Source organism: Streptomyces sp. A0958, assembly GCF_004795035.1.
Classification (GTDB): Bacteria; Actinomycetota; Actinomycetes; order Streptomycetales; family Streptomycetaceae; genus Streptomyces.
The window spans coordinates 1-22,672 of the sequence record NZ_SSBK01000019.1; the positions used below are offsets into that span (position 1 = coordinate 1).

Annotated in this window: 20 protein-coding genes, 1 rRNA gene and 1 riboswitch; of the genes, 16 read left to right on the plus strand and 5 right to left on the minus strand. The window is 70.8% G+C overall.

All coding sequences use genetic code 11. From position 1 onward, the window contains the following. The 11 genes from rrf to E6P78_RS19415 form a co-directional block, all read left to right on the plus strand. Positions 1–74 (plus strand): 5S ribosomal RNA (gene rrf / locus E6P78_RS19365); the annotation flags it as partial. A 148-nt stretch (positions 75–222) separates the two neighbouring features. Then, on the plus strand, positions 223–831 hold the full coding sequence (locus E6P78_RS19370; RefSeq protein WP_018555060.1) for a CDP-alcohol phosphatidyltransferase family protein: 609 nt from the start codon (positions 223–225) through the stop codon (positions 829–831). A gap of 112 nt (positions 832–943) precedes the next feature. Next, entirely contained in the window at positions 944–3,439 is a 2,496-nt protein-coding gene (locus E6P78_RS19375) for a mannose-1-phosphate guanyltransferase (protein WP_136204876.1), read from the plus strand. 127 nt (positions 3,440–3,566) lie between these two features. Beyond that, positions 3,567–4,469 (plus strand): DUF881 domain-containing protein, encoded by a 903-nt coding sequence (locus E6P78_RS19380; RefSeq protein WP_136204877.1) that lies wholly within the window; start codon positions 3,567–3,569, stop codon positions 4,467–4,469. Continuing rightward, positions 4,466–4,798, plus strand: a complete 333-nt coding sequence (locus tag E6P78_RS19385) for a small basic family protein (protein WP_003970459.1) — start codon at positions 4,466–4,468, stop codon at positions 4,796–4,798. The genes E6P78_RS19380 and E6P78_RS19385 overlap by 4 nt, the downstream gene beginning before the upstream one ends. Positions 4,799–4,803: 5 nt before the next feature. Further along, a complete protein-coding gene (locus tag E6P78_RS19390; protein ID WP_136204878.1) occupies positions 4,804–5,592 on the plus strand; it encodes a DUF881 domain-containing protein in 789 nt (262 codons plus the stop codon). A gap of 82 nt (positions 5,593–5,674) precedes the next feature. Next, positions 5,675–6,538 (plus strand): FHA domain-containing protein, encoded by an 864-nt coding sequence (locus E6P78_RS19395; protein WP_240799284.1) that lies wholly within the window; start codon positions 5,675–5,677, stop codon positions 6,536–6,538. A 41-nt stretch (positions 6,539–6,579) separates the two neighbouring features. After that, positions 6,580–7,323, plus strand: coding sequence for a MerR family transcriptional regulator (locus E6P78_RS19400; protein ID WP_136204880.1), 744 nt, complete (start codon positions 6,580–6,582; stop codon positions 7,321–7,323). A 53-nt stretch (positions 7,324–7,376) separates the two neighbouring features. Continuing rightward, entirely contained in the window at positions 7,377–7,853 is a 477-nt protein-coding gene (locus tag E6P78_RS19405) for a bifunctional nuclease family protein (RefSeq protein ID WP_003946924.1), read from the plus strand. Between the two features lie 168 nt (positions 7,854–8,021). Then, complete coding sequence (locus E6P78_RS19410) at positions 8,022–8,639, plus strand: MerR family transcriptional regulator (protein WP_136204881.1); 618 nt, start codon at positions 8,022–8,024, stop codon at positions 8,637–8,639. Positions 8,640–8,731: 92 nt separating this feature from the next. After that, positions 8,732–10,195, plus strand: a complete 1,464-nt coding sequence (locus E6P78_RS19415; RefSeq protein ID WP_136204882.1) for a DNA polymerase IV — start codon at positions 8,732–8,734, stop codon at positions 10,193–10,195. Here E6P78_RS19415 and E6P78_RS19420 read toward each other — a convergent pair. Next, positions 10,120–10,488 carry a PRC-barrel domain-containing protein gene (locus E6P78_RS19420; RefSeq protein ID WP_136204883.1) on the minus strand — a complete coding sequence of 123 codons (369 nt, stop codon included), beginning with the start codon at positions 10,486–10,488 and terminating at the stop codon, positions 10,120–10,122. The genes E6P78_RS19415 and E6P78_RS19420 overlap by 76 nt on opposite strands. Before the next feature lie 115 nt (positions 10,489–10,603). Continuing rightward, positions 10,604–10,700, plus strand: a riboswitch (glycine riboswitch). A 192-nt stretch (positions 10,701–10,892) separates the two neighbouring features. Between E6P78_RS19420 and gcvP the strand changes: the two genes are divergently transcribed. Beyond that, positions 10,893–13,778, plus strand: a complete 2,886-nt coding sequence (gcvP, locus tag E6P78_RS19425) for an aminomethyl-transferring glycine dehydrogenase (RefSeq protein WP_136204884.1) — start codon at positions 10,893–10,895, stop codon at positions 13,776–13,778. A gap of 96 nt (positions 13,779–13,874) precedes the next feature. Here gcvP and E6P78_RS19430 read toward each other — a convergent pair whose 3' ends face one another. Beyond that, positions 13,875–14,081: a DUF5999 family protein gene (locus E6P78_RS19430; RefSeq protein ID WP_136204885.1), complete on the minus strand. Its 207-nt coding sequence runs from the start codon at positions 14,079–14,081 to the stop codon at positions 13,875–13,877. A 325-nt stretch (positions 14,082–14,406) separates the two neighbouring features. Then, positions 14,407–15,003 carry a hypothetical protein gene (locus E6P78_RS19435; protein ID WP_136204886.1) on the minus strand — a complete coding sequence of 199 codons (597 nt, stop codon included), beginning with the start codon at positions 15,001–15,003 and terminating at the stop codon, positions 14,407–14,409. Between the two features lie 482 nt (positions 15,004–15,485). On the opposite strand from E6P78_RS19435, the gene E6P78_RS19440 reads away from it, so the two are divergent. Beyond that, positions 15,486–16,991 (plus strand): glutamate-cysteine ligase family protein, encoded by a 1,506-nt coding sequence (locus E6P78_RS19440; RefSeq protein WP_136204887.1) that lies wholly within the window; start codon positions 15,486–15,488, stop codon positions 16,989–16,991. Positions 16,992–17,120: 129 nt separating this feature from the next. On the opposite strand, the gene E6P78_RS19445 is transcribed toward E6P78_RS19440, so the two are convergent. Next, entirely contained in the window at positions 17,121–18,905 is a 1,785-nt protein-coding gene (locus E6P78_RS19445) for a substrate-binding domain-containing protein (protein ID WP_206307847.1), read from the minus strand. Positions 18,906–19,089: 184 nt separating this feature from the next. On the opposite strand from E6P78_RS19445, the gene E6P78_RS19450 reads away from it, so the two are divergent. Then, positions 19,090–19,869: a type II CAAX endopeptidase family protein gene (locus E6P78_RS19450; RefSeq protein ID WP_136204888.1), complete on the plus strand. Its 780-nt coding sequence runs from the start codon at positions 19,090–19,092 to the stop codon at positions 19,867–19,869. Positions 19,870–19,946: 77 nt separating this feature from the next. Here the strand turns inward: E6P78_RS19450 and E6P78_RS19455 are convergent, their stop codons facing one another. After that, positions 19,947–20,765, minus strand: coding sequence for a PhzF family phenazine biosynthesis protein (locus tag E6P78_RS19455; RefSeq protein WP_136204889.1), 819 nt, complete (start codon positions 20,763–20,765; stop codon positions 19,947–19,949). 164 nt (positions 20,766–20,929) lie between these two features. On the opposite strand from E6P78_RS19455, the gene E6P78_RS19460 reads away from it, so the two are divergent. Beyond that, positions 20,930–21,658 carry a HEAT repeat domain-containing protein gene (locus tag E6P78_RS19460; RefSeq protein WP_136204890.1) on the plus strand — a complete coding sequence of 243 codons (729 nt, stop codon included), beginning with the start codon at positions 20,930–20,932 and terminating at the stop codon, positions 21,656–21,658. 6 nt (positions 21,659–21,664) lie between these two features. Continuing rightward, positions 21,665–22,672 (plus strand): HEAT repeat domain-containing protein, encoded by a 1,008-nt coding sequence (locus tag E6P78_RS19465; RefSeq protein WP_168712650.1) that lies wholly within the window; start codon positions 21,665–21,667, stop codon positions 22,670–22,672.

The following is a 22,672-nucleotide window of genomic DNA, read 5'->3' on the forward strand; positions in this document are numbered from 1 at the left end:
ACCCGGAAGCTAAGCCTTTCAGCGCCGATGGTACTGCAGGGGGGACCCTGTGGGAGAGTAGGACGCCGCCGAACTCCTTTTAGGAAGAGCCCCGTGCCCTTGTGGCACGGGGCTCTTCTGCGTTTCCAGGGCCATCGGCACCCCTGTGCACCCGCCTGAGGGGGCTGAGGGTAGGGTCAGGGGGCACATCATTGGCACGTTCTTGACACAGGAGGCCCCCGGGTGGAGGTCCAGGAGACCCGCGTTCAGACGGACCGGGTACTCACCATCCCCAACATCCTCAGCATGGCGCGCCTCGTCGGCGTACCTGTCTTCCTGTGGCTGATTCTCCGCCCCGAGTTCGGCGGACCCCAGAGCGATGGCTGGGCATTGCTGGTCCTGATGTTCAGCGGCGTCAGCGACTACCTCGACGGCAAGCTCGCGCGTCGATGGAACCAGATCAGCAGCCTCGGCCGGCTCCTCGACCCGGCCGCCGACCGTCTCTACATCCTTTCTACTCTCGTCGGGCTGACCTGGCGCGAGATCCTGCCCCTCTGGCTCACCGCCGCTCTGCTCGCCCGTGAGCTGATGCTTCTCGTGATGGTGGGAATCCTGCGCCGGCACGGCTATCCGCCGCCGCAGGTGAACTTCCTGGGCAAGGCCGCCACGTTCAACCTCATGTACGCATTCCCCTTGTTGCTGCTCAGCGACGGAAGTGGTTGGCTGGCAGAGGTGGCCACCGTTTTCGGATGGGCGTTCGCAGGATGGGGTACAACGCTCTATTGGTGGGCAGGAATCCTCTACGTGGTTCAGGTCCGCCGACTCGTCAAGGCGGATGCAGTAGCCGATTGAGCTCGTTGAAGTGGTGCCGCGCAACGTCGCCGGCCCGCGGCTGATGACACAGATGCTGCCCTGACGGGCGAAGTCGGCTCGACCGTCGTCTCTCAAGGAGGACGTTTCCGACATGAAGGCCGTCGTGATGGCTGGCGGCGAAGGCACTCGCCTTCGCCCCATGACCTCGAGCATGCCCAAGCCGCTCCTGCCCGTGGCCAATCGGCCAATCATGGAGCATGTGCTCCGACTGCTGAAACGGCACGGGCTCAATGAGACGGTGGTGACCGTCCAGTTCCTCGCCTCTCTGGTGAAGAACTATTTCGGAGACGGCGAAGAGCTGGGCATGGAGCTCAGCTATGCCAATGAGGAGAAGCCGCTCGGCACCGCCGGCAGCGTGAAGAATGCCGAGGAGGCGTTGAAGGACGACACCTTCCTCGTCATTTCCGGCGACGCGCTCACCGACTTCGACCTCACCGACCTCATCGCCTTTCACAAGGAAAAGGGCGGCCTGGTCACCGTCTGCCTCACTCGCGTTCCCAACCCCCTGGAATTCGGGATCACGATCGTCGACGAGGAGGGCCAGGTCGAACGGTTCCTGGAGAAGCCCACCTGGGGCCAGGTCTTCTCCGACACCGTCAACACGGGCATCTACGTCATGGAGCCCGAGGTCTTCAACTACGTCGAGGCCGACGTCTCCGTCGACTGGTCCGGGGACGTCTTCCCGCAGCTGATGAAGGAAGGCAAGCCCATCTACGGCTACATCGCCGAGGGCTACTGGGAGGACGTCGGCACACACGAGAGCTACGTGAAGGCCCAGGCCGACGTGCTCGAGCGCAAGGTCGACGTGGAGATCGACGGCTTCGAGATCTCGCCCGGGGTCTGGGTGGCCGAGGGCGCGGACGTACATCCCGACGCGGTACTGCGGGGCCCGCTGTACATCGGTGACTACGCCAAGGTCGAGGCCGACGTGGAGATCCGTGAGCACACGGTCATCGGGTCGAACGTCGTCGTGAAAAGTGGCGCCTTCCTGCACAAGGCCGTCGTCCACGACAACGTGTACATCGGCGACCACAGCAACCTGCGCGGCTGCGTAATCGGCAAGAACACCGACATCATGCGCGCCTCCCGGATCGAGGACGGCGCCGTCATCGGCGACGAATGCCTCGTCGGTGAGGAATCGATCATCCAGGGCAATGTGCGCGTCTATCCCTTCAAGACCATCGAGGCCGGCGCCTTCGTCAACACCTCGGTGATCTGGGAGTCCCGCGGACAGGCGCACCTCTTCGGAGCGCGCGGTGTCTCCGGAATCCTGAATGTGGAAATCACCCCGGAGCTGGCCGTCAGGCTGGCCGGCGCCTACGCGACGACGCTCAAGAAGGGCTCCACCGTCACCACCGCCCGGGACCACTCCCGCGGCGCCCGGGCCCTCAAGCGCGCCGTGATCTCCGCCCTCCAGGCCAGTGCCATCGACGTCCGGGACCTGGAGAACGTACCGCTGCCCGTCGCGCGGCAGCAGACCGCGCGCGGAAGTGCCGGCGGGATCATGATCCGGACGTCGCAGGGCGTGCCCGACTCCGTCGACATCATGTTCTTCGACGAACGGGGAGCGGACCTCTCCCAGGCACGGCAGCGGAAGCTGGACCGGGTCTACGCCAGGCAGGAGTACCGGCGCGCCTTCCCGGGCGAGATCGGGGACATCTACTTCCCGTCCAGCGTCTTCGACTCGTACACCGGGTCACTCCTGCGGAACGTGGACACCACCGGAATCGCCGACGCCCAGCTCAAGGTCGTCGTCGACGCCTCCAACGGCAGCGCCGGACTCGTGCTGCCGAGCCTCCTGGGGCGGCTGGGCGTGGACGCGCTCACCATCAACCCCGGACTCGACGAATCCCGCCCCACCGAGTCGGCCGAGACCCGGCGCAACGGGCTCGTGCGCCTGGGGGAGATCGTCTCCTCCGCGCGGGCAGCCTTCGGCGTCCGGTTCGACCCCGTGGGCGAACGGCTCTCGCTGGTCGACGAGCGGGGCCGGATCGTGGAGGACGACCGGGCCCTGCTGGTCATGCTCGACCTCGTCGCCGCCGAGCGGCGCAGCGGACGGGTGGCGCTGCCGGTGACCACCACCAGGGTCGCCGAGCAGGTCGCCGCGTACCACGGCACCCAGGTCGAATGGACGATGACCTCGCCCGACGACCTGACGCGGGTGGGGCGTGAGGAAGGCACCATCTTCGGTGGAGACGGCCGCGGCGGCTTCATCGTTCCCGAATTCAGCAGTGTCTTCGACGGAACGGCCGCATTCGTGCGGCTCATCGGACTCGTCGCCCGTACTCAGCTCACGCTGAGCCAGATCGACGCCCGCATCCCGCGCGCCCACGTCCTGCGCCGCGACCTCGCGACGCCGTGGGCCGTGAAGGGCCTGGTGATGCGCCGGGTCGTGGAGGCCGCCGGGGACCGCGACGTCGATACGACGGACGGCGTACGGGTCGTGGAGGCGGACGGGCGCTGGGTGATGGTCCTGCCGGACAGGGCGGAAGCGGTCACTCACCTCTGGGCGGAAGGCCCCGACGACGCCTCGGCGCAGGCGCTGCTCGACGAATGGGCGGCGGTCGTCGACAGCGCGGGCGACTGAGTCCGGCCACCGGAACGGGTGAACGGGCGGCCGGCCCGGGGACGGGCCGGCCGCCCGTTTCCGCGCCCGGCGGGCCATCGGTGGGGCCATTCGGCGGATGCCGCCGCGACATGCGACGATGTGCGGCATGTCGCAGCAGTCCCCAGGTCGGAGCACGGCCCCGCCGCCCAAGCGCCCCGACGCGTCCATGCTGCTGCTGACCAATGTGATGGAGCACAGCCTGGACGACGGCTACGCCGAAGCGGCGGCGCGGCGCGCGGCCGACGGGCGCGCGGGCATGCCCCGTACGATCAAGGCGAAGCTCGGGTTCGCCGCGTGTCTGGTCCTGGCCGCCCTGGTCGTCACGCTCGGCGCCGCCCAGGCGCGGGTGACGGCCCCGGTGCTGGCCAAGGAGCGCCAGGAGCTGATCGACCGGATCGACGCGGAGACGGCGGCGGCCGACACCCTCGAGTCGCAGGTGGAGGACGTCCGCGACGACGTGGGCAAACGCCAGCGCAAGGCCCTGCAGGAGCACGGGGGCGACCAGGCCGAGCTGGTGGCGCTGCTCTCCGGGGCGACACCCGTGCACGGTCCGGGAGTCAAGGTCGTCGTCGACGACGCCGAGGACACCGACCAGGGTGGTGGCGGGCCGCGTGAGACCAGCGGCTTCTCCGACACGGGGCGGGTCAGGGACCGGGACATGCAGCGGGTCGTCAACGGCCTGTGGCAGTCCGGCGCCGAGGCCATCGCCATCAACGGACAGCGTCTGACGGCCCTGTCGGCGATCCGCGCCGCGGGCGACGCCATACTGGTCGACAACAAACCGCTCGTGCCCCCGTACTCGGTGCTCGCGGTGGGGGACGGCAAGAAGCTCCGCGCGGCCTTCCGCGACAGCGCCGACGGCCAGTACCTGCAGGCGCTGAAGGACACCTTCGACATCAGGACCAGCATCTCCGTCCAGGAGAAGGTGAATCTCCCGGCCGCCCCGAGCCTGATCGTACGGACAGCAGAGCCATACAAGGCTGCAGACACAGGGAAGGGCACATCGTGATCGCCGTACTGGGCCTCGTCGTGGGAGTCGTGGTCGGACTGTTGGTCCGGCCCGAAGTGCCGGCGGTGGTCGAGCCCTATCTCCCGATCGCCGTCGTGGCCGCCCTCGACGCGGTCTTCGGCGGGCTGCGGGCCATGCTCGACGGCATCTTCGTCGACAAGGTCTTCGTGGTCTCGTTCCTCTCCAACGTGGTCGTGGCGGCCCTCATCGTCTTCCTGGGCGACAAACTGGGCGTCGGCGCCCAGCTCTCCACGGGTGTGGTGGTCGTGCTGGGCATCCGGATCTTCTCCAACGCCGCGGCGATCCGCCGGCACGTCTTCCGGGCATGACGCCGATGAGCAACGACGCCTTCGACGACGGCGGGGAGCGGAACGGCGAGCAGCCGGCGAGCGCTCCCCGGGAGCTCACCGGGCGCCAGCGGCTGGTGGCCGGCATCTGGCCGCCCCGGGTCACCCGCGCCCAACTCGTCGTCGCCCTGCTGCTGTTCGTCCTCGGCCTGGGGCTCGCCATCCAGGTGCGGTCCAACAGCGACAACAGCGCCCTGCGCGGCGCCCGCCAGGAGGACCTGGTGCGCATCCTGGACGAGGTGGACGAGCGTACGCAGCGGCTGGAGGACGAGAAACAGCGCCTGGACGACCAGCGCACGGAGCTGGAGAACAGCTCCGACCAGGCCGAGGAGGCTCGGAAGCAGACGGTCGAGAAGGAGCGGCAACTCGGCGTGCTCGCGGGCACCGTCGCGGCGCACGGACCCGGGATCACGCTGACGGTCAACGACCCCGTCGGGGCGGTGCGGCCGGACATGCTGCTCGACGCCCTGCAGGAGCTGAGGGCGGCCGGTGCCGAGGCGGTCGAGGTCAACGGCGTACGCGTGGTGGCCAATACCTACTTCTCCGGCGACGGCGGCGCCGTCAAGGTCGACGGCCGTAAGATCTCCTCCCCGTACGTCTTCAAGGTCATCGGCAAGCCGCAGGATCTGGAACCGGCGCTCAACATCCCCGGGGGTGTGGTGCAGACGCTGGAGAAGGAGCAGGCCACGGTGCATGTGGCGCGGGCCGACGACATTGTCGTGGACGCCTTGCGACCGGCGGAGCGGCCTGACTACGCTCGGTCGTCGGGCCAGTGAGCCCCGGGCGCCCGGGCGTCGGGGGACACGAGCGGAAGGTTGCGGGGGGTCGCCGCATCGTAATCGTGGCGCGTGGTGGAAACTGTCGAGTGGATACGGACGTTGTGCAGATGTCCGGGTCGGCAGGTGTGTTCATTCAGGGTTCGTCCTGCCCCACGGGCGGGTCTGTTTCGGTCAAGGGGAATCGCCCGTGAAGTTGTTTGGGAAGTTGTTCGGCAAGAGCGCACGCGATGAGGCCGCAAGGCATCGCGCGCCGCGCCATGGTCAGCCCGACGAGCAGGGCTCGGAGCGCCCGCTCTTCCGCGACCAGGTGGCGGGCCAGGGGGGTGACCACCCGGGCGGTCCCGGCGCGTCGTCCGTTGACCCTGCCGGTCCCGGCCGCATAGGTTTCGGAGCCCCGAGCCAGGAGGCTTCGTCCATGCCGGTCTGTACGAGGTGTGGCCACCGCAATGCCGAGGCCAGCCGTTTCTGCTCCAACTGCGGTGCGCCGCTGCGGGGCGGAGTCCCCGAGCGTGCCTCGGAGACGACGTCGACCATCTCCATCTCGGGCCTGGAGGCCTACGAGGCGGAGGCGACCGGCCAGACCGCCGTGCCGTCGCTCTCTCCCGAGGCGCAGGCCGCCGTCGACGCCCTGCCGCTCGGCTCGGCGCTCCTGGTGGTTCGGCGCGGCCCGAACTCCGGCAGTCGCTTCCTGCTGGACGGTGAGCTGACCACGGCCGGCCGCCACCCGCAGAGCGACATCTTCCTCGACGACGTGACGGTGTCGCGCCGCCACGTGGAGTTCCGTCGCAACGCCGACGGCAGCTTCACGGTCGGGGATGTCGGCAGCCTCAACGGCACCTACGTCAACCGTGAGCGGATCGACTCCGTCGCCCTGTCCAACGGCGACGAAGTGCAGATCGGCAAGTACCGGCTGGTCTTCTACGCGAGCCAGCGCGGCATCTGACCCGTCCCCGGACTCCGTCCGGGGGACCCTCAGGAAGGTCCATGCTGAGAACACCGAGCGGCGGTGCCGGGAACGGCATCGCCGCCGACGACCGGCCGGTGAGCATCGGCACGGTGCTCCTGCAACTGCGGGAGGAGTTCCCCGAGGTCACCATCTCCAAGATCCGTTTCCTGGAGGCCGAAGGGCTCGTCGAACCACAGCGGACGCCTTCCGGCTATCGGAAGTTCAGCCCCGCCGATGTCGAGCGGCTCGCCCAGGTGCTGCGGATGCAGCGGGACCACTACCTCCCGCTCAAGGTCATCCGCGAGCATCTGGACGCCCTCGCCCGGGGCGAGCAGGCGGCCCTGCCGTCCCCGGGCGGGGAGCGGCGGGACACGGCGGACGGCGGCTGGACCGGCGGGCCCGGGCAGGCCACGGCCGCCCGCATCGGCCGCGCCGAGCTGCTGGTCGCCGCCGAGGTCACCGAGAGCGACCTCGATTCCTGGGAGTCCTACGGCCTCGTCGCACCGATGCCGGAGGGCGGCTACGACGCCGAGATGGTGACCGTCGCCAGGCTTGTGGCGGATCTGGGGCGATTCGGTCTGGAACCCCGTCACCTGAGGGCCATGCGGGCGGCTGCCGACCGGGAGGCGGGGCTCATCGAGCAGGTCGTCGCGCCGCTGCGCCGGCACCGGAACCCGCAGACCAGAGCACATGCCGAGGCCACCACCAAGGAGCTGGCGGAACTGTCCGTACGGCTGCATTCCGCCCTCGTGCAGACCGCTCTGCGGGTGCGGCTCCACTGATGCCGGCCGAGCCCGACTACCCAAACCTGCCGGGCACGTCCTAGGGTTGCTGTGTGAACGAGCTCGACGTTGTGGGTGTCCGGGTGGAAATGCCCTCCAACCAACCGATCGTGCTCCTGCGTGAAGTGGGAGGCGACCGGTACCTCCCCATTTGGATCGGTCCTGGTGAGGCGACCGCGATCGCCTTCGCCCAGCAGGGCATGGCTCCGGCCAGGCCGCTGACCCATGATCTCTTCAAGGATGTGCTCGAGGCCGTGGGCCAGGAGCTCACCGAGGTCCGCATCACGGACCTGCGCGAAGGGGTTTTCTACGCGGAGCTGGTCTTCGCCAGCGGTGTCGAGGTGAGCGCGCGTCCTTCGGACGCCATAGCGCTCGCCCTGCGCACCGGCACGCCGATCTACGGCAGTGACGGGGTGCTCGACGACGCGGGGATCGCGATCCCCGACGAGCAGGAGGACGAGGTGGAGAAGTTCCGCGAGTTCCTCGACCAGATCTCTCCGGAGGACTTCGGTACGAACAACAGCCAGTGACGTCCCCGGGGGGCCGCCGTCGGCATATCCGGAGAGCCTTTCCCCGTCGAGAGTCACGCGAAACCACCCTCAGGGTGATTATCACTCGGCGTGCCGAGTGTGGCGATCGTTGACGCACCCCGGGTGACTGCCTACCTTCGAGTGGGCAGGTCAAGGACGGAGGTCGGCGTGAGAAGCAGCGGCGACGGTACGGCGGCGGGTGCGCCGTATCCGCAGCAGGGGAGTACAGCCGACCGCACCATGAGGCAGCCGGCTGTGCCGGCTGCGGTGGCAGGGGGCGGCGTGGCATCGGCCGACGACATCGGCTATCGCGGGCCGACGGCGTGCGCGGCGGCAGGGATCACTTATCGGCAGCTCGACTACTGGGCCCGTACCGGCCTGGTCGAGCCGAGCGTCCGTCCGGCGTACGGATCGGGCACGCAGCGGCTCTACAGCTTCCGGGACGTCGTCCTGCTGAAGATCGTGAAGCGCTTCCTCGACACGGGTGTGGCGCTCCAGAACATCCGCACCACGGTCCAGCATCTGCGGGCCCGCGGCTTCCAGGATCTGGAGCGCATGACGCTGATGAGCGACGGGGCGACGGTCTACGAGTGCTCCTCGCCCGCCGAGGTCGTGGACCTGCTCCAAGGGGGCCAGGGCGTCTTCGGCATCGCCGTGGGGGTGGTGTGGCGGGATGTGGACGCCGCGCTGTCGCAGCTGCACGGGGAGCGCGTGGACACCGGGGAGACCCTCATCGGGCACAACCCCACCGACGAGCTCGCGCGGCGCCGCAACCGGGCCGTCTGAGCCGCTGAGCCCCCGGTCCGGGACGGGAATCGCGGACCGGCGGGCCCTGGTGGCGCGGCGATTGTCAGTGCCGTAGGGCAGCATCGACTGGTGTGAGAGCCGCGCCCACCATCCTGCATCTGGACATGGATGCCTTCTACGCCTCCGCGGAGCAGGCGGCGAAGCCGAGCCTGCGCGGCAAGCCGGTCGTGGTGGGCGGGCTCGGCCCCCGCGGGGTCGTCGCGACGGCCTCGTACGAGGCACGGCGGTTCGGGGTGCACTCGGCCATGCCGATGGCGCAGGCCAGACGGCTCGCGCCGAACGCCGCCTATCTGGTGCCGCGCTTCGCGCTGTACCGCTCCGTGAGCGACCAGGTCATGGAGCTGCTGGGCCGGCTCTCGCCGCTGGTGGAACCGCTCAGCCTGGACGAGGCCTTCGTCGACCTGGAAGCGGGCTCCACGGCCGACGACGCCGCCTCGGCCCTGAAGATCGGGCGGCAGCTGCGCGAGGCGATCGAGGCGGTCACCGGACTGAGCGGTTCCGTCGGTCTCGCCGGTTCCAAGATGCTCGCCAAGATCGCCTCCGAGGAGGCGAAGCCCGACGGGATGCGGCTGATCGAGCCCGGCACCGAGCGGGAACTGCTCGCGCCCATGCCGGTGCGTACGCTGCCCGGTGTCGGCCCCGCCACCGCGGACCATCTGCGCCGCGCCGGGATGACCACGGTGAACGACCTGGCCGAGGCGGGCGAGGCGGAGCTCGTACGGCTGTTGGGGAAGGCGCACGGCGGCTCGCTGCACCGGATGGCGTTCGGGTACGACGACCGGCCGGTGGTGGCCGAGCGCGACGCGAAATCGGTGTCGGTCGAGGACACCTTCGACATCGACCTGCACGACCGGGTCCGGGTGCGCACAGAGGTGGAGCGGCTGGCCGACCGGTGCGTCCAGCGGCTGCGGGCCGCCGAGCGGTCGGGGCGCACGGTGGTGCTGAAGGTACGCAGGTACGACTTCTCCACCCTGACCCGCTCGGAGACGCTGCGCGGGCCCACGGACGACCCAGCGGTGGTGCGGGAGGCCGCCGCACGGCTCCTGGAGTCCGTGGACACCACCGGGGGCGTGCGGCTGCTGGGCGTGGGCGTCACCGGGCTCGCCGACTTCACCCAGGAGGATCTGTTCGCCCAGGCCGCCGGCGAGCGGGCGGCGGCCGGCCTCCCGGACGGCGTCGAGGAGCGGCCGGAGGCGGCCACCGAAAGCCGCGAGGGACGCGCCCGGGCCGAGCCGGGACCGGAGGGCGCCGAGCAGCTCGCCGCGCGGCGCTGGCCGGCCGGACACGACGTACGGCACGACACCCACGGGCACGGCTGGGTGCAGGGGAGCGGGGTCGGCCGGGTCACCGTACGGTTCGAGGAACCGGGATCGGCACCCGGCCGGGTGCGTACGTTTCGGATCGACGACCCCGCGCTGCGGCCGGCCGACCCGCTGCCGCTCGTGCGGGAGCCGCCGGACTACTCCTCCTGGCCGGCCAGCCTGCCGAAGTCGCGGTCCGGGGCCGGGGCGTCCGGGACGGAGTCCAGACCGTAGTGCCGGTAGAGCTGGAGCTCCTGCTCGGGGGAGAGATGGCGGCCCACCCCGAAGTCGGGTGCGTCCTTGATCAGCGCTCGGTCGAAGGGGACGCGCAACGTGTCCCCGACCAATTCGCTGGGTTCCAGCGGGACGAAGGCGTCCCGGCTGAACAGGCCGGTGCGTACGGCCGCCCACTCGGGTACGCCGGTCGCGTCGTCGAGGTACACCTCGTCCACGGTCCCGATCTTGGTGCCTTTGCGGTCGAAGGCCTTGCGGCCGATCAGACTGCGCGGGTCGATGTCGGTCTGCACGGTCCCTCCCACACGGGTCGCGGCTGGTCCACAGCACTACAGAAGTGCAGTTCCGTGGTGTTGGCCACTCGAGAATTCTCGTCGTGTACCCCGCTGGTAGGCTGTTAACGGCTGCTGACCCCGTGCGGGAGAGTCCTCCGGAACCAACCCGGAGGCGCCGAAGGAGCAAATCCTCCCCGGAATCTCTCAGGCCCCCGTACCGCGCGGACGAGGTCACTCTGGAAAGCAGGGCGGGTTGTGCGCGGCCATGGGCCGGGCGGGGCCTCTCCCTCACCGACGGTGAAAGCCGGCGCCCGTGCGGTGCCGGTGAAGCTCTCAGGTTGAGATGACAGAGGGGGAGGCCGTTCGGGCACCCCGCGCCGTGGTGCCCCTCGCAGGTCGTGACAGACCAGGAGGCCTCCACCATGACCCCCCGTCGCACCCCGCTCGCCGAGCTGGAACAGGGCATTCCGTTCGAGCAGCGTCACATCGGCCCCGACGCCGAGGCACAGGCGAAGATGCTCGCCCAGGTCGGCTACGGCTCGCTGGACGAGCTGACCGAGGCCGCCGTGCCCGATGTGATCAGGAGCACCGAGGCGCTGCGGCTGCCGGAGGGCCGTACCGAGGCCGAGGTGCTGGCCGAGCTGCGCCGGCTCGCCGACCGCAACGAGGTCCTCGCCCCGATGATCGGGCTCGGCTACTACGGCACGTTCACCCCGCCGGTGATCCTGCGCAACGTCATGGAGAACCCCGCCTGGTACACGGCCTACACGCCGTACCAGCCCGAGATCTCCCAGGGCCGCCTCGAAGCCCTCCTGAACTTCCAGACGATGGTCGCCGAGCTCACCGGGCTGCCCACCTCCGGTGCCTCGCTGCTCGACGAGGGAACGGCCGCCGCCGAGGCCATGGCGCTGGCCCGGCGCGTCGGCAAGGTCAAGAACGGCGTCTTCCTGGTCGACGCCGACACCCTGCCGCAGACCGTCGCCGTCATCGAGACCCGTGCCGAGCCCACCGGCGTCGAGGTCGTCGTCGCCGACCTCGACGCCGGCATCCCGGCCGAGATCGCCGAGCGCGGTGTCTTCGGCGTGCTGCTCCAGTACCCCGGCGCCTCGGGGGCCGTCCGGGACATCAAGCCCGTGATCGACCAGGCGCACGAGCTGGGCGCGGTCGTCACCGTGGCCGCCGACCTGCTGGCCCTCACCCTGCTCACCTCGCCCGGCGAGCTGGGCGCCGACATCGCCGTCGGCACCACGCAGCGCTTCGGCGTGCCGATGGGCTTCGGCGGACCGCACGCCGGCTTCATGGCCGTCCGCGACAAGTTCGCGCGCAGCCTCCCGGGCCGCCTCGTCGGCGTCTCCGTGGACGCCGACGGCAACAAGGCGTACCGGCTGGCCCTGCAGACCCGCGAGCAGCACATCCGCCGCGAGAAGGCCACCAGCAACATCTGCACCGCACAGGTGCTGCTCGCCGTGATGGCCGGCATGTACGCCGTCTACCACGGCCCCGAAGGCCTGCGCACGATCGCCCGGCGCACCCACCGCTACGCCGCGATCCTCGCCGAGGGCCTGCGCGCCTCCGGGGTGGACGTGGTGAGCGGGGCGTATTTCGACACGCTCACCGTCCGCGTCCCCGGCAAGGCGGCCGACGTCGTCTCCGGCGCCCGCGAGCGCGGTGTGAACCTGCGCCTCGTCGACGCGGACACCGTCTCCCTCGCCTGCGACGAGACCACCACCCGTACCCAGGTCGCCGCCGTCTGGGCGGCCTTCGGCGCCGACGGGGACGTCGAGGCGCTGGACGCCACCACCGAGGACGCGCTGCCCGGGGCGCTGCTGCGCGCCGACACGATCCTGGCCCACCCGGTCTTCCACCAGCACCGGTCCGAGACCGCGATGCTGCGCTACCTGCGCAAGCTCGCGGACCGTGACTACGCGCTCGACCGCGGCATGATCCCGCTCGGCTCCTGCACCATGAAGCTGAACGCGACCGCCGAGATGGAGTCGATCACCTGGCCGGAGTTCGGCGCGCTGCACCCGTTCGCGCCCGCCGAGCAGGCCCAGGGCTTCCTGACGCTCATCCGTGAGCTTGAGGAACGGCTGGCCGAGGTCACGGGCTACGACGCGGTCTCCATCCAGCCGAACGCCGGCTCGCAGGGCGAGTTCGCGGGGCTGCTGGCCGTCCGCGCGTACCACCGCGCCAACGGCCACGAGAACCGGACCGTCTGCCTGATCCCGTCCTCGGCGCACGGCACCAACGCCGCGAGCGCCGTGATGGCCGGCATGAAGGTCGTCGTCGTGAAGACCGCCGACGACGGCGAGGTCGACATCGAGGACCTGCGTGCGAAGATCGCGCAGTACCGCGACGAGCTGGCCGTGCTCATGATCACCTACCCGTCGACGCACGGCGTCTTCGAGGAGCACGTCGCCGACATCTGCGCCGAGGTGCACGACGCCGGCGGTCAGGTCTACGTCGACGGCGCCAACCTCAACGCGCTGGTCGGCCTGGCCAAGCCCGGCCGGTTCGGCGGCGACGTCTCGCACCTGAACCTGCACAAGACCTTCTGCATCCCGCACGGCGGCGGTGGCCCCGGGGTCGGTCCCGTCGGTGTGCGTGCGCACCTGGCGCCGTACCTGCCCAACCACCCGCTGCAGCCCGCGGCCGGCCCGGAGACGGGCGTCGGACCGATCTCGGCCGCCCCGTGGGGCTCGGCCGGCATCCTGCCGATCTCCTGGGCCTACGTGCGCCTGATGGGCGGGGAGGGGCTGAAGCGGGCGACGCAGGTCGCCGTGCTGGCGGCCAACTACATCGCCAAGCGCCTCGAACCGCACTACCCGATCCTGTACAACGGCCCCGCCGGTCTGGTCGCGCACGAGTGCATCGTGGACCTGCGGCCCATCTCGAAGGCGACCGGCGTCAGCATCGACGACGTCGCCAAGCGGCTCATCGACTACGGCTTCCACTCGCCGACCATGTCGTTCCCCGTCGCCGGGACGCTGATGATCGAGCCGACCGAGAGCGAGGACCTGGCGGAGCTGGACCGCTTCTGCGACACGATGATCGCCATCCGCGCCGAGATCGAGAAGGTCGCCTCGGGGGAGTGGAGCGCGGAGGACAACCCGCTCGCCAACGCCCCGCACACCGCCGCGGCGCTGGGCGGGGAGTGGGAGCACGGCTACAGCCGCGAGGTGGCCGTCTTCCCGGCAGGGGTCTCGGCCGCCGACAAGTACTGGCCGCCGGTGCGCCGGATCGACGGGGCGTTCGGCGACCGTAACCTCGTCTGCTCGTGCCCGCCCCTGGACGCGTACGACAACTGATTCCGGAACGCCGGATCAAGCGGCGCGACGCGGACATGCGTCGGGGCCGGTGCGGAGATTCCTCCGGGCCGGCCCCTTTCCGTACCGGGCGGCCGCTCAGGCCGCCTTCATCACCCGGCCTGCCGCCAGGGGCCTGTGCGGGGCGATGATCTGCCCGTCCGGAAGCAGCTCACCGGTGTCCTCGAAGAGCAGGACGCCGTTGCACAGCAGGCTCCAGCCCTGTTCCGGGTGGTGCGCCACCTGGCGGGCGGCTTCCCGGTCGGCTGAGTCGGCTGTCGGGCAGGGTGGCTGGTGCTGGCACATGGATGGGTTCTTTCGCTGCGTCGAGTTGAGTGTCCCGCGGTGTGGCGAGGTGTTCATGGCCGCCCCCGTTTCGATCGGTCCGCTCCCAGTGTTGCCCCACGGCCGTCAATCCGCAGGGATTTCGCCGCAGCGCTTACCCGCCTCCCATGACGCGTCACCCGCCCGGACGGTTCAACTCAACTGCACTGCCCCTTCGGATGGTTCGGGGTGGCCGGATGGGACTAGTCCGGATGGGCGGGATGCCGCACGCCGGACCGCGCGCTGTGCCCCGCCGCCCGGACCGGGGCGACGGGGCACAGCGCGCGGAAGGGGTCGGCCGCCGGTTTCAGGCGGGGGCCGGGGAGCCCAGGAGCGGGCCCGTCCCCGGGGTGATGCGGGTCGTGATCACGGGCAGCAGGTCGGCGGCCCGGTGCGGGCGGTGCGCCGCGATGCCCGGCGGCGCGGGCGCCAGCGGCACCAGCAGATCGGCCGGGGCCGGGGAGCCGCAGGACGCGTCGGCCTCGGGGTCGCCGTGCAGCCACAGGGCCAGCATGTAGAGGTCGGGGATGGACAGGAGCCTCGGCTGGTAGTGGTTGCTCATCCCCTCAGCCTGACGCAGGGCGAGCTCCGTCGATGCGATGTACGGGCCCTCGAAGAAGTGCGAGAAGGCCCAGCCGTCGGGCGTGAGCATGGTGTCCGCCGCCGCCACCGCCCGCTCCGTGCTGCGGATCTGGAAGCGCCATGCGGCGAGCCGGGTGACGGGCGCGACTCCGCCCGGGACGAGGTCCAGCACGTGGACGGGCAGCGGGTGTTCGGGGCTCAGAGGTCCCTGTGCGGACCGCAGGGCGGGGGTACGTGCCTCGCGGACCGCGGTCGGTGAACCGAGCGCCGCGAGAACGCTTCGCAGCGCGGGCGCGGGGGTCAGGGGAACATGCAGCGGCATAATTGGGTCGCCTCTCACTTCGGAGACACGGTGGTGCGCGGGCGGGTGCAGACGGCGCTGTCGGCGTGCGGGGCCAGAGGAGGCCGGTGACTGAGCCGGTGCGTCAACTCTCTGCCTCGTCCGCGGAGTTTATACGACACGTGTTCACGCGGTGTTTCCACTAGCCGCCACGGCTATTGCCGGCAAGGCGGTATCCGGACTTTATTATGCGGAGATCGTGCTGATTCGGCGCGAGCGGCGCAGCCGCCGCCTCGGGTTTTTCCCGCACCGCGGTCGGCCGAAACCCATCGGGGCTTTACGAGCCCTCCGTGCGGGGAAACCGGCCCCGGCTTCATGCCGAGTGAATGTGCCGGGGGCCCCGGCGCTCAGATTACCGGGTGCGCGCCGTCCGCGGGGCGTTACGGATCACGTCCTGCGGGCATTATCGATCGTGATGCGAGCGGCCCCGGCCGCGTGCTGTCCACTCGAGGAGGGACACTTCGATGGGGGAGAAGGTCGTCGCGGGCGCCTTTGACCTGTCCGACCGGCAGAAGTACCGGAGGAAGCTGCACCAGTGCCTGGAGGCGCTGTCCGGACTTCTGGCCGAGCGGCGGTTCGACCGGCCGCGCAACCTCATGGGCATGGAGATCGAGCTGAATCTGACGGGCTCCGACGCCATGCCGAAGATGTTGAATGGACAGGTGCTGGAGCGCATCGCGAGCCATGATTTCCAAACGGAACTGGGGATGTTCAATCTGGAGGTGAACATAGTCCCCCACCATCTGTCGGGACGCGTTCTCGATCAGCTGGCCGAAGAGCTGAGGACCGGGCTCGGATATGCCGACCGCAAGGCCGGCGAAGTCGATGCCGGGATCATGATGATCGGAATACTCCCGACGCTCGGCCGCGACGACATGGTCCGGTCCAACCTCTCCGACGTGGACCGCTACAGCCTGCTGAACGATCAAATGGTCGCGGCGCGCGGCGAAGATTTCTCGCTGGATATCGAGGGCGTCGAGCGGCTGGTCTGCACCTCCGGATCGATCACCCCGGAGGCGGCCTGCACCTCGCTCCAACTGCATCTCCAGGTGACGCCGGAACGATTCTCCGACGTGTGGAACGCGGCCCAGGCCGTCGCCGCCGTCCAGGTGGCCCTGGGCGCGAACTCGCCCTTCCTGTTCGGCCGCGAGGTGTGGCGCGAGTCGCGCCCGCCGCTGTTCGAGCAGGCCACCGACACCCGGCCGCCCGAGCTGCGCAATCAGGGCGTGCGGCCCCGGACCTGGTTCGGGGAGAAGTGGATCGGCTCGGTCCAGGAGCTGTTCGAGGAGAACCTCCGCTACTTTCCCCCGCTGCTGCCCATCTGCGACGAGGAGGAGCCGCTGCGCGTCCTGGCCGACGGCGGGGTGCCGCGCCTCCAGGAGCTGGTCCTGCACAACGGCACGGTTTACCGGTGGAACCGGCCGGTGTACGGGCTGGCGGACGGCGTCCCCCACCTCCGGGTGGAGAACCGGGTGCTGCCCGCCGGCCCGACCGTCGCCGATGTCATCGCCAACACCGCGCTCTACTACGGTCTGGTCAGGGCCCTCGCGGAGGAGTCCCGCCCGGTGTGGACCAGGATGCCGTTCTCCGCCGCCGCGGAGAACTTCGAGACCGCGTGCCGCCGGGGCATCGACGCCGAGCTGCTGTGGCCGCGGCCGGGCCGCTCCGGGGGGCTGACCCGGGTGCCGGCGGTGAAGCTGGTACGGGACGAGCTGCTGCCGCTGGCCGCCGCGGGGCTCGACGCCTGGAACATCGAGCCGGCCGACCGGGACCACTACCTGGGGATCATCGAGGAGCGCTGCAAGCGGCGGACGAACGGCGCGTCCTGGCAGGCGGACACCTACCACCGGGCGCGCGAGGCCGGACTGGACCGGGGCGCCGCGCTCGCCGCGATGACCCGGCGCTACGCCGAGCTGATGCAGGGCGGTGACCCCGTGCACAGCTGGCCGGTGGGCATCCCGACGCCGTGACGGGAGCGGGCGGAGGCCCCGCCGTGTGCCCGTGTGCCCGTGTGCCCGTAAGTCCGTAAGTCCGTAAGTCGAGGTGTGTGGCCGGGGCCCGGGGTGTACCGCAGGCGCTCCGGGCCCCGGCCGGCGCCGCTACTCGGCGGTGCGGCCGTTCTGGCCCGCGGTCATCACGGCCTGCAGGATCACCGCTTGGATCTCGGCCGGGTCGTTCACCTGGTAGCCGCCGCCACCGGTGACCTGGGCTATCTGGTCCACCTCCTCCCGGTCCGCCTCCGGACCGACCGCGATGGCCAGCAGCCGGACCGGGCGCTCCGGGTCGGCGATGGTCTTCAGCTCGTCGATGAGGGCGGAGCGCGAGATGGACCGCTCATCCTGGTTCGAACCGTCGGTGAGGATCACGACCGCGTTGAACTTGCCCTTCACATACGTGCGCTGCGCCTCCTTGTACGAGGCCAGGATCGTGTCGTACAGGCCGGTCGCGCCGCCCGGCACGGGCTGGAGCGCGGCGAACGCCGCGGCGAGCTTCTCGCGGTGGGTGCCGCCGTCCTTCTCCGCGTCACCGAGTCGGGAGGTCGGCACCAGCCGGCGGTAGTCCTTGTCGCCGTCGAGCGTGGTGGCGAACTCCCAGAGGCCGATCTCGTCGTTCGGCGTGAACTGGTTGAGGGCCTGGATCAGGGACGCCTTGGTGACGTCCATCCGGGACTGGTTGCGTCCCGGCACGATCGTGGCCATCGAGCCCGAGGCGTCCACGACGGTGGTGAGCCGCGCGCTCTGCACGGTGATCGTCCACATGCCGAGCGTCTCCTGCAGCGCCTCGTCCGACGGCGCGGGCGGCTGCTGCTCGGCGTACGGCTGAGGTGCCTTGCCGCCCGCCGCCGCGACGACCTTCTCGTCCGCCGTGCCGTCCGTGGTGCGGAAGCCGTGCTCCTGGAGGGTGCGCAGGGAGCCGTCCTCGGACAGCAGGGTCATGAAGCGCAGCGCGGCCCGGCTCTGGTCCGTGGTCTGCTTCTGCTCGTTGACCAGGGTGAACGGGTAGTTGAGCAGCGGGGTGCCGTCCTTGGGATAGAACAGATCGACCTTTCCGTCGCCCGTGGACTCGGCGTTGTGGGCGAAGGCGGCCTGTTCGGAGAGCAGCACCGCCTGGTTGCGCGCCGGATTGCCCTCCTCGGCGCCGGAACCGTCCTGCGGCAGGGTCGCCACGACCTGGGTGTCCCCGTCCGACATCCGCTGGGCGAGCAGCTTCGCGGTGGCCGCGACCCTGGTGTCGCTGTCCCCGCCCTGCTTGTCGGAGGACGCGCCGATGCTGGCGAGGGCCAGCAGGCCGGTGGCGGAACGCGCGGGGTCGGCCGCGCCGAGCCGTACCTTGTCGGACTCCATGGCCGCCCCTGTCAACTCGGCCCAGGAGTAAGTCTTCCCGGGCCATCCGAGGCTCTTGGCGGCCGTGGGGACCATGGCCAGGGTGACGGGGGAGGTGGCGACCGAATCGCCCGGGCTGATCGCGATGGCGTCCCCGTCGCCCTTGGCCCGGCTCAGCCACAGATCGGAGTCGGGAAGCCATATCTGGTAGTCGGGGGTGCGGGTGCCGCTCGCGAGTGCGTCCGCCACCTTGTACGAGTCCCGGGCCACCACGTTCACGTCGAGGCAGCGGCCGTCGGACCGCAGCTCGTCCTTGCGTGCCCGGTCGGCGACGGCACGCACGGCGGGAGCGATGTCCGGCGAGGTCATCATGGACAGGTGTACGGCGCTTTCCTCGCACGACTTCGAGAACGAGAGCAACCCGCCTTTTGCCGCGATCGCCGCTCCCCCCGCCACGGGGAGAACGAGCACGGTGGCGATGACCACGGTGCGACGGCGGCGCGGTGGACGGTCCCCGCCTCCGGCCGCGGCGCGGTCGTCGGGCAAGCTGTGACGTCCCATGTCGGTGGTGCCCCTCCTTGAGGATGAACAAGGAAATGGGGAACCACACCATCGGCAATGGTGCTCGTCCCCCGGCCTGTCGCGCATGATCTTCGTACCTGCATTCGAGACCCTAGCGGGGCGGCGAGGGGCTTGGGACGCGAATGCACAACTGAGAGCAGGTGTACAGGTGGAGGCGGGGCGTGTGGCTGATTCTTTTCCCCAGGAGGCCGTGTCACGGCGGATTCTTCGGTCCGAGACGGTGCTCGTGCTGGCGCTCTCGCTGGGGGCGAGCGGAGTGTCTGCCCTCATCAGTTTTGTCGGATCACTGACGAAACCAGGGGGTTTGAAGGATCAGGCGGCGACCCTCAACAGTTCGTACGCTCCGGGCCGTCCTTGGCTGGATCTCGCCTGGCAGCTTTTCGGCATCGCGACGGCTCTGGTGCCCGTCGCTCTGGTGGCGCATCTGCTGATCAGGGAAGGGGCGGGGCTGCGGGTCATCGGTTTCGACCGCACCCGGCCGGGCGGGGACCTGGCGCGCGGCGCGGTGGTCGCGGCGGGCATCGGCAGCGCCGGGCTGGCGTTCTACCTGGTGGCCAGGGCCGCCGGGTTCAACCTCACGGTCGTCCCCGAGTCGCTGCCCGAGGTGTGGTGGAAGTTCCCCGTCCTCATCCTCTCGGCGCTCCAGAACTCGGTGCTGGAGGAAGTGATCGTCGTCGGATACCTGCTGCGCCGGCTGGGGCAGTTGGGGTGGACGCCGATGGCGGCGCTGGCCGCGAGTTCGGTGCTGCGCGGCTCGTACCACCTCTACCAGGGCATCGGCGGGTTCATCGGCAACATGGTGATGGGGGTCGTCTTCGTGATGCTGTACCGCCGCTGGCAGCGGGTGGGGCCACTGGTCGCGGCGCACGCGCTCCTCGACATCGGCGCGTTCGTCGGGTACGCGCTGCTCGCCGGGAAGGTGGACTGGCTGCCCACGCCGTGAACGGCGGCCCTGGCTGCGGGGGCATGGGGCCGCGGGGGCGTGCGGGCGTGCTGGGTGGCCCGTACGCCCCACCGTGGTCACGGGGCGACGAGCAGTTCTCCGTCCAGGATCGTGACCGCGTGGCCGGTCAGCAGGGTGCGCGCGCCGCGCAGTGAGGTGCGGACGAGCCCGGAGCGGGCGGAGGCCTGAAGTCCGGTCAGTTCGTCGCGGCCGAGCCGGGCCGACCAGAACGGGGCCAGGGCGGTGTGGGCGCTGCCCGTAACCGGGTCCTCGTCGATGCCCACCGCGGGGAAGAAGCCGCGCGACACGTAGTCGTACGCTCCGCCCGGCGCGGCGGCGGCCGTGGCGATGACGCCGCGCCGGGAGAGGCCGGCCAGCGCCGCGAAGTCGGGGGCGAGACCCCGTACGGCCGCCTCGTCCTTCAGTTCCACGAGCAGGTCGCCGACGTGCGGGCCGGTGTCGTGCACGGACAGCGGCTGGGCGCCGAGTGCTTCGGCGAGCCCGGCCGGCGCGGCCTCGGGGGTCAGCGGCGCGGTGGGGAAGTCGAGCGTGACCGAGCCGTCCGGGTGCGCGGTGGAGGTGAGCGTCCCGCATCGGGCGGCGAAGCGCACGGTGCCGCTCGCGGCTCCGGTGGTGTGCAGGACATGGGCGGTGGCGAGGGTGGCGTGGCCGCACATGTCCACCTCGGTGACCGGCGTGAACCATCGCAGCGCCCAGTCCGCGGCGCCACCCGGTGGCAGGGGATGGGCGAACGCGGTCTCGGAGAGGTTCAGCTCGGCGGCGACCCGTTGGAGGGAGCTGTCCCCGGGGAAGCCTTCGGGGCCGAACAGCAGGACGCCCGCGGGGTTGCCGGTGAAGGGGCGGTCGGTGAACGCGTCGACGGTACAAATCCTCATGCCCCGACCGTAGGCACGGGACAGGGCCGCGGACCAAGGCCAATTCCGGGTCGGCGGCCCGGAAAGAGGCCCCGGCCCCCTGCGATCTGTTTCCCCTCGGCGGGGCTCGGCTTGACCTTGTCACGGTGACAAGCACTTCACTGTGCGGACGAGGAGGTGGTCCGATGACCATGCCGAACGAGGAAACGGCCACGACGCGTGCGCTGCGGGGGCTGGGGCACGCCGATGCGTCGGTCCGGCTGCGGGCGGCACTGGCGGTGGGGTCGAACCCGGACCCGCGGCTCATCGACAGGCTGGTCGAACAGTGCAGGACCGAGCCGGACTTCTCCGTACGCGAGATGCTGACCTGGGCACTCACCCGTCACTCACCGGCGCTGACGGTCCCCAGGCTCGTCGGCGAACTCCGCTCGGAGCGCGCACAGGCCCGCAGCCAGGCCCTGCACACGCTGTCCAAGACCGGGGACCGGACCCTGGAGAGGACCGCGGAGGGGACCGGGGACGGGACCGCGGACGGGACCGGGGAGCGGCAGGCTTGGCCTGCGATCACCCGGGCGCTGCTGACCGACGCCGACGACGAGGTGGCGCGGGCCGCCTGGCGTGCGGCGGTCGTCCTCGTGCCCGAGGGCGAGGAACCCGGTCTGGCCGCGGTACTGGCGGAACAGCTCGGGCGCGGCGAGCGGGAGACGCAGCTGAGCCTCAGCCGCGCGCTGATCGCACTGGGCGAGGTCGTCGCACCCGTCCTGAGCACCGCGACGGCACACCCCGACCCCCGTGTGCGTCAGCACGCGCTCGCCACGCAGCAGCTGCTCCGTGACCCGGACGCCGGGTTCGAGTTCGCCATCGAGGAGGCGAAGCGCATGGTGGCACTGGGCACGTACGGCCAGGAGGGGTGAAGCGCGGTGTTGATCGGTGAGGTGGCACGGAGGTCCGGGGTCAGCGCCCGCATGCTCAGGCACTACGAATCCCTCGGCCTGGTGCGGCCCACGGGGCGCAACGACGTCGGCTACCGGGAGTACTCCGGCGCGGACGTCCGGCGGATCTTCCACATCGAGAGCCTGCGGTCCCTGGGGCTGACGCTGCGCGAGGTCGGGCGCGCTCTGGACGATCCCGGCTTCAGCCCCTCCGGGCTCGTCGACGACCTCGCCCGCCGGACGCGGGAGCGCATCGCGAGCGAGACGGAGTTGCTGACCCGGTTGAGCCGGATCGGTGCCGCCGAGCCCGAGGACTGGGAGGGCGTCCTGCGCACCGTCGCCCTCCTCCAGGCGCTGGGGTCCAGCAGCCCCGGCACGCGCCAACGCGCGGCGCTGTCCTCGGTGGACGAGCCATCGGTACCGGTGCAAGCCCTGGTGGACGCGGCCCTGAGCGAACGGGACCCGATCGTGGCCGGTGCCCTGCGGTGGGCCCTGGCCCAGGCCGGCGGCGGGCTCCCTCTTCTCGCGGATGGCCTAGCGGCGCCCGTGGCCGAGGTCCGGGCGCGGGCGGTCCTGGCCGTCGCGGAGATCCCGGGCGATGCGGCGACCGCGCTGCTCCGGGAGGCCCTGGCCGACCCCGACCTCGCGGTCCGCAGGCACGCGGCTCCGGCGCTCGGCGCGCGGGGGGTGGCCGACGCGGTGCCGACGCTCATCGACATGGTCGCGGAGGAGGTGCGGGACGTCGACGCGGCCGACGCGCTGGGCGCGCTGGCCGCAGACCCGGAGGCCGCCGAACGCATCGCCACCCGCCTCGTCGCCCGCCTCGCCCACGGCGCCCCCGGCCCGTCCGCCCGCCGCCGCCTCACACAGGCGCTCGCGGACATCCCCGGAGCGACGGCGGAGCGCGCGCTCGCGGAACTGGCGCGGGACGAGGACCGGGGCGTGGCGCTGACCGCCGGGTACGTGCTCGGGCTGCGGGGCGGCGAGGACGGGTAG

What these genes read in the sequence shown, in the direction of transcription:
- E6P78_RS19400 (WP_136204880.1), top strand. Translation starts at nt 6,580, where the DNA reads ATGCTGAGAACACCGAGCGGCGGTGCCGGGAACGGCATCGCCGCCGAC.
- E6P78_RS19380 (WP_136204877.1), top strand. Translation starts at nt 3,567, where the DNA reads ATGTCGCAGCAGTCCCCAGGTCGGAGCACGGCCCCGCCGCCCAAGCGC.
- gcvP (WP_136204884.1), top strand. Translation starts at nt 10,893, where the DNA reads ATGACCCCCCGTCGCACCCCGCTCGCCGAGCTGGAACAGGGCATTCCG.
- E6P78_RS19390 (WP_136204878.1), top strand. Translation starts at nt 4,804, where the DNA reads ATGAGCAACGACGCCTTCGACGACGGCGGGGAGCGGAACGGCGAGCAG.
- E6P78_RS19375 (WP_136204876.1), top strand. Translation starts at nt 944, where the DNA reads ATGAAGGCCGTCGTGATGGCTGGCGGCGAAGGCACTCGCCTTCGCCCC.
- E6P78_RS19430 (WP_136204885.1), bottom strand. Translation starts at nt 14,081, where the DNA reads ATGTGCCAGCACCAGCCACCCTGCCCGACAGCCGACTCAGCCGACCGG.
- E6P78_RS19455 (WP_136204889.1), bottom strand. Translation starts at nt 20,765, where the DNA reads ATGAGGATTTGTACCGTCGACGCGTTCACCGACCGCCCCTTCACCGGC.
- E6P78_RS19435 (WP_136204886.1), bottom strand. Translation starts at nt 15,003, where the DNA reads ATGCCGCTGCATGTTCCCCTGACCCCCGCGCCCGCGCTGCGAAGCGTT.
- E6P78_RS19440 (WP_136204887.1), top strand. Translation starts at nt 15,486, where the DNA reads ATGGGGGAGAAGGTCGTCGCGGGCGCCTTTGACCTGTCCGACCGGCAG.
- E6P78_RS19460 (WP_136204890.1), top strand. Translation starts at nt 20,930, where the DNA reads ATGACCATGCCGAACGAGGAAACGGCCACGACGCGTGCGCTGCGGGGG.
- E6P78_RS19445 (WP_206307847.1), bottom strand. Translation starts at nt 18,905, where the DNA reads ATGGGACGTCACAGCTTGCCCGACGACCGCGCCGCGGCCGGAGGCGGG.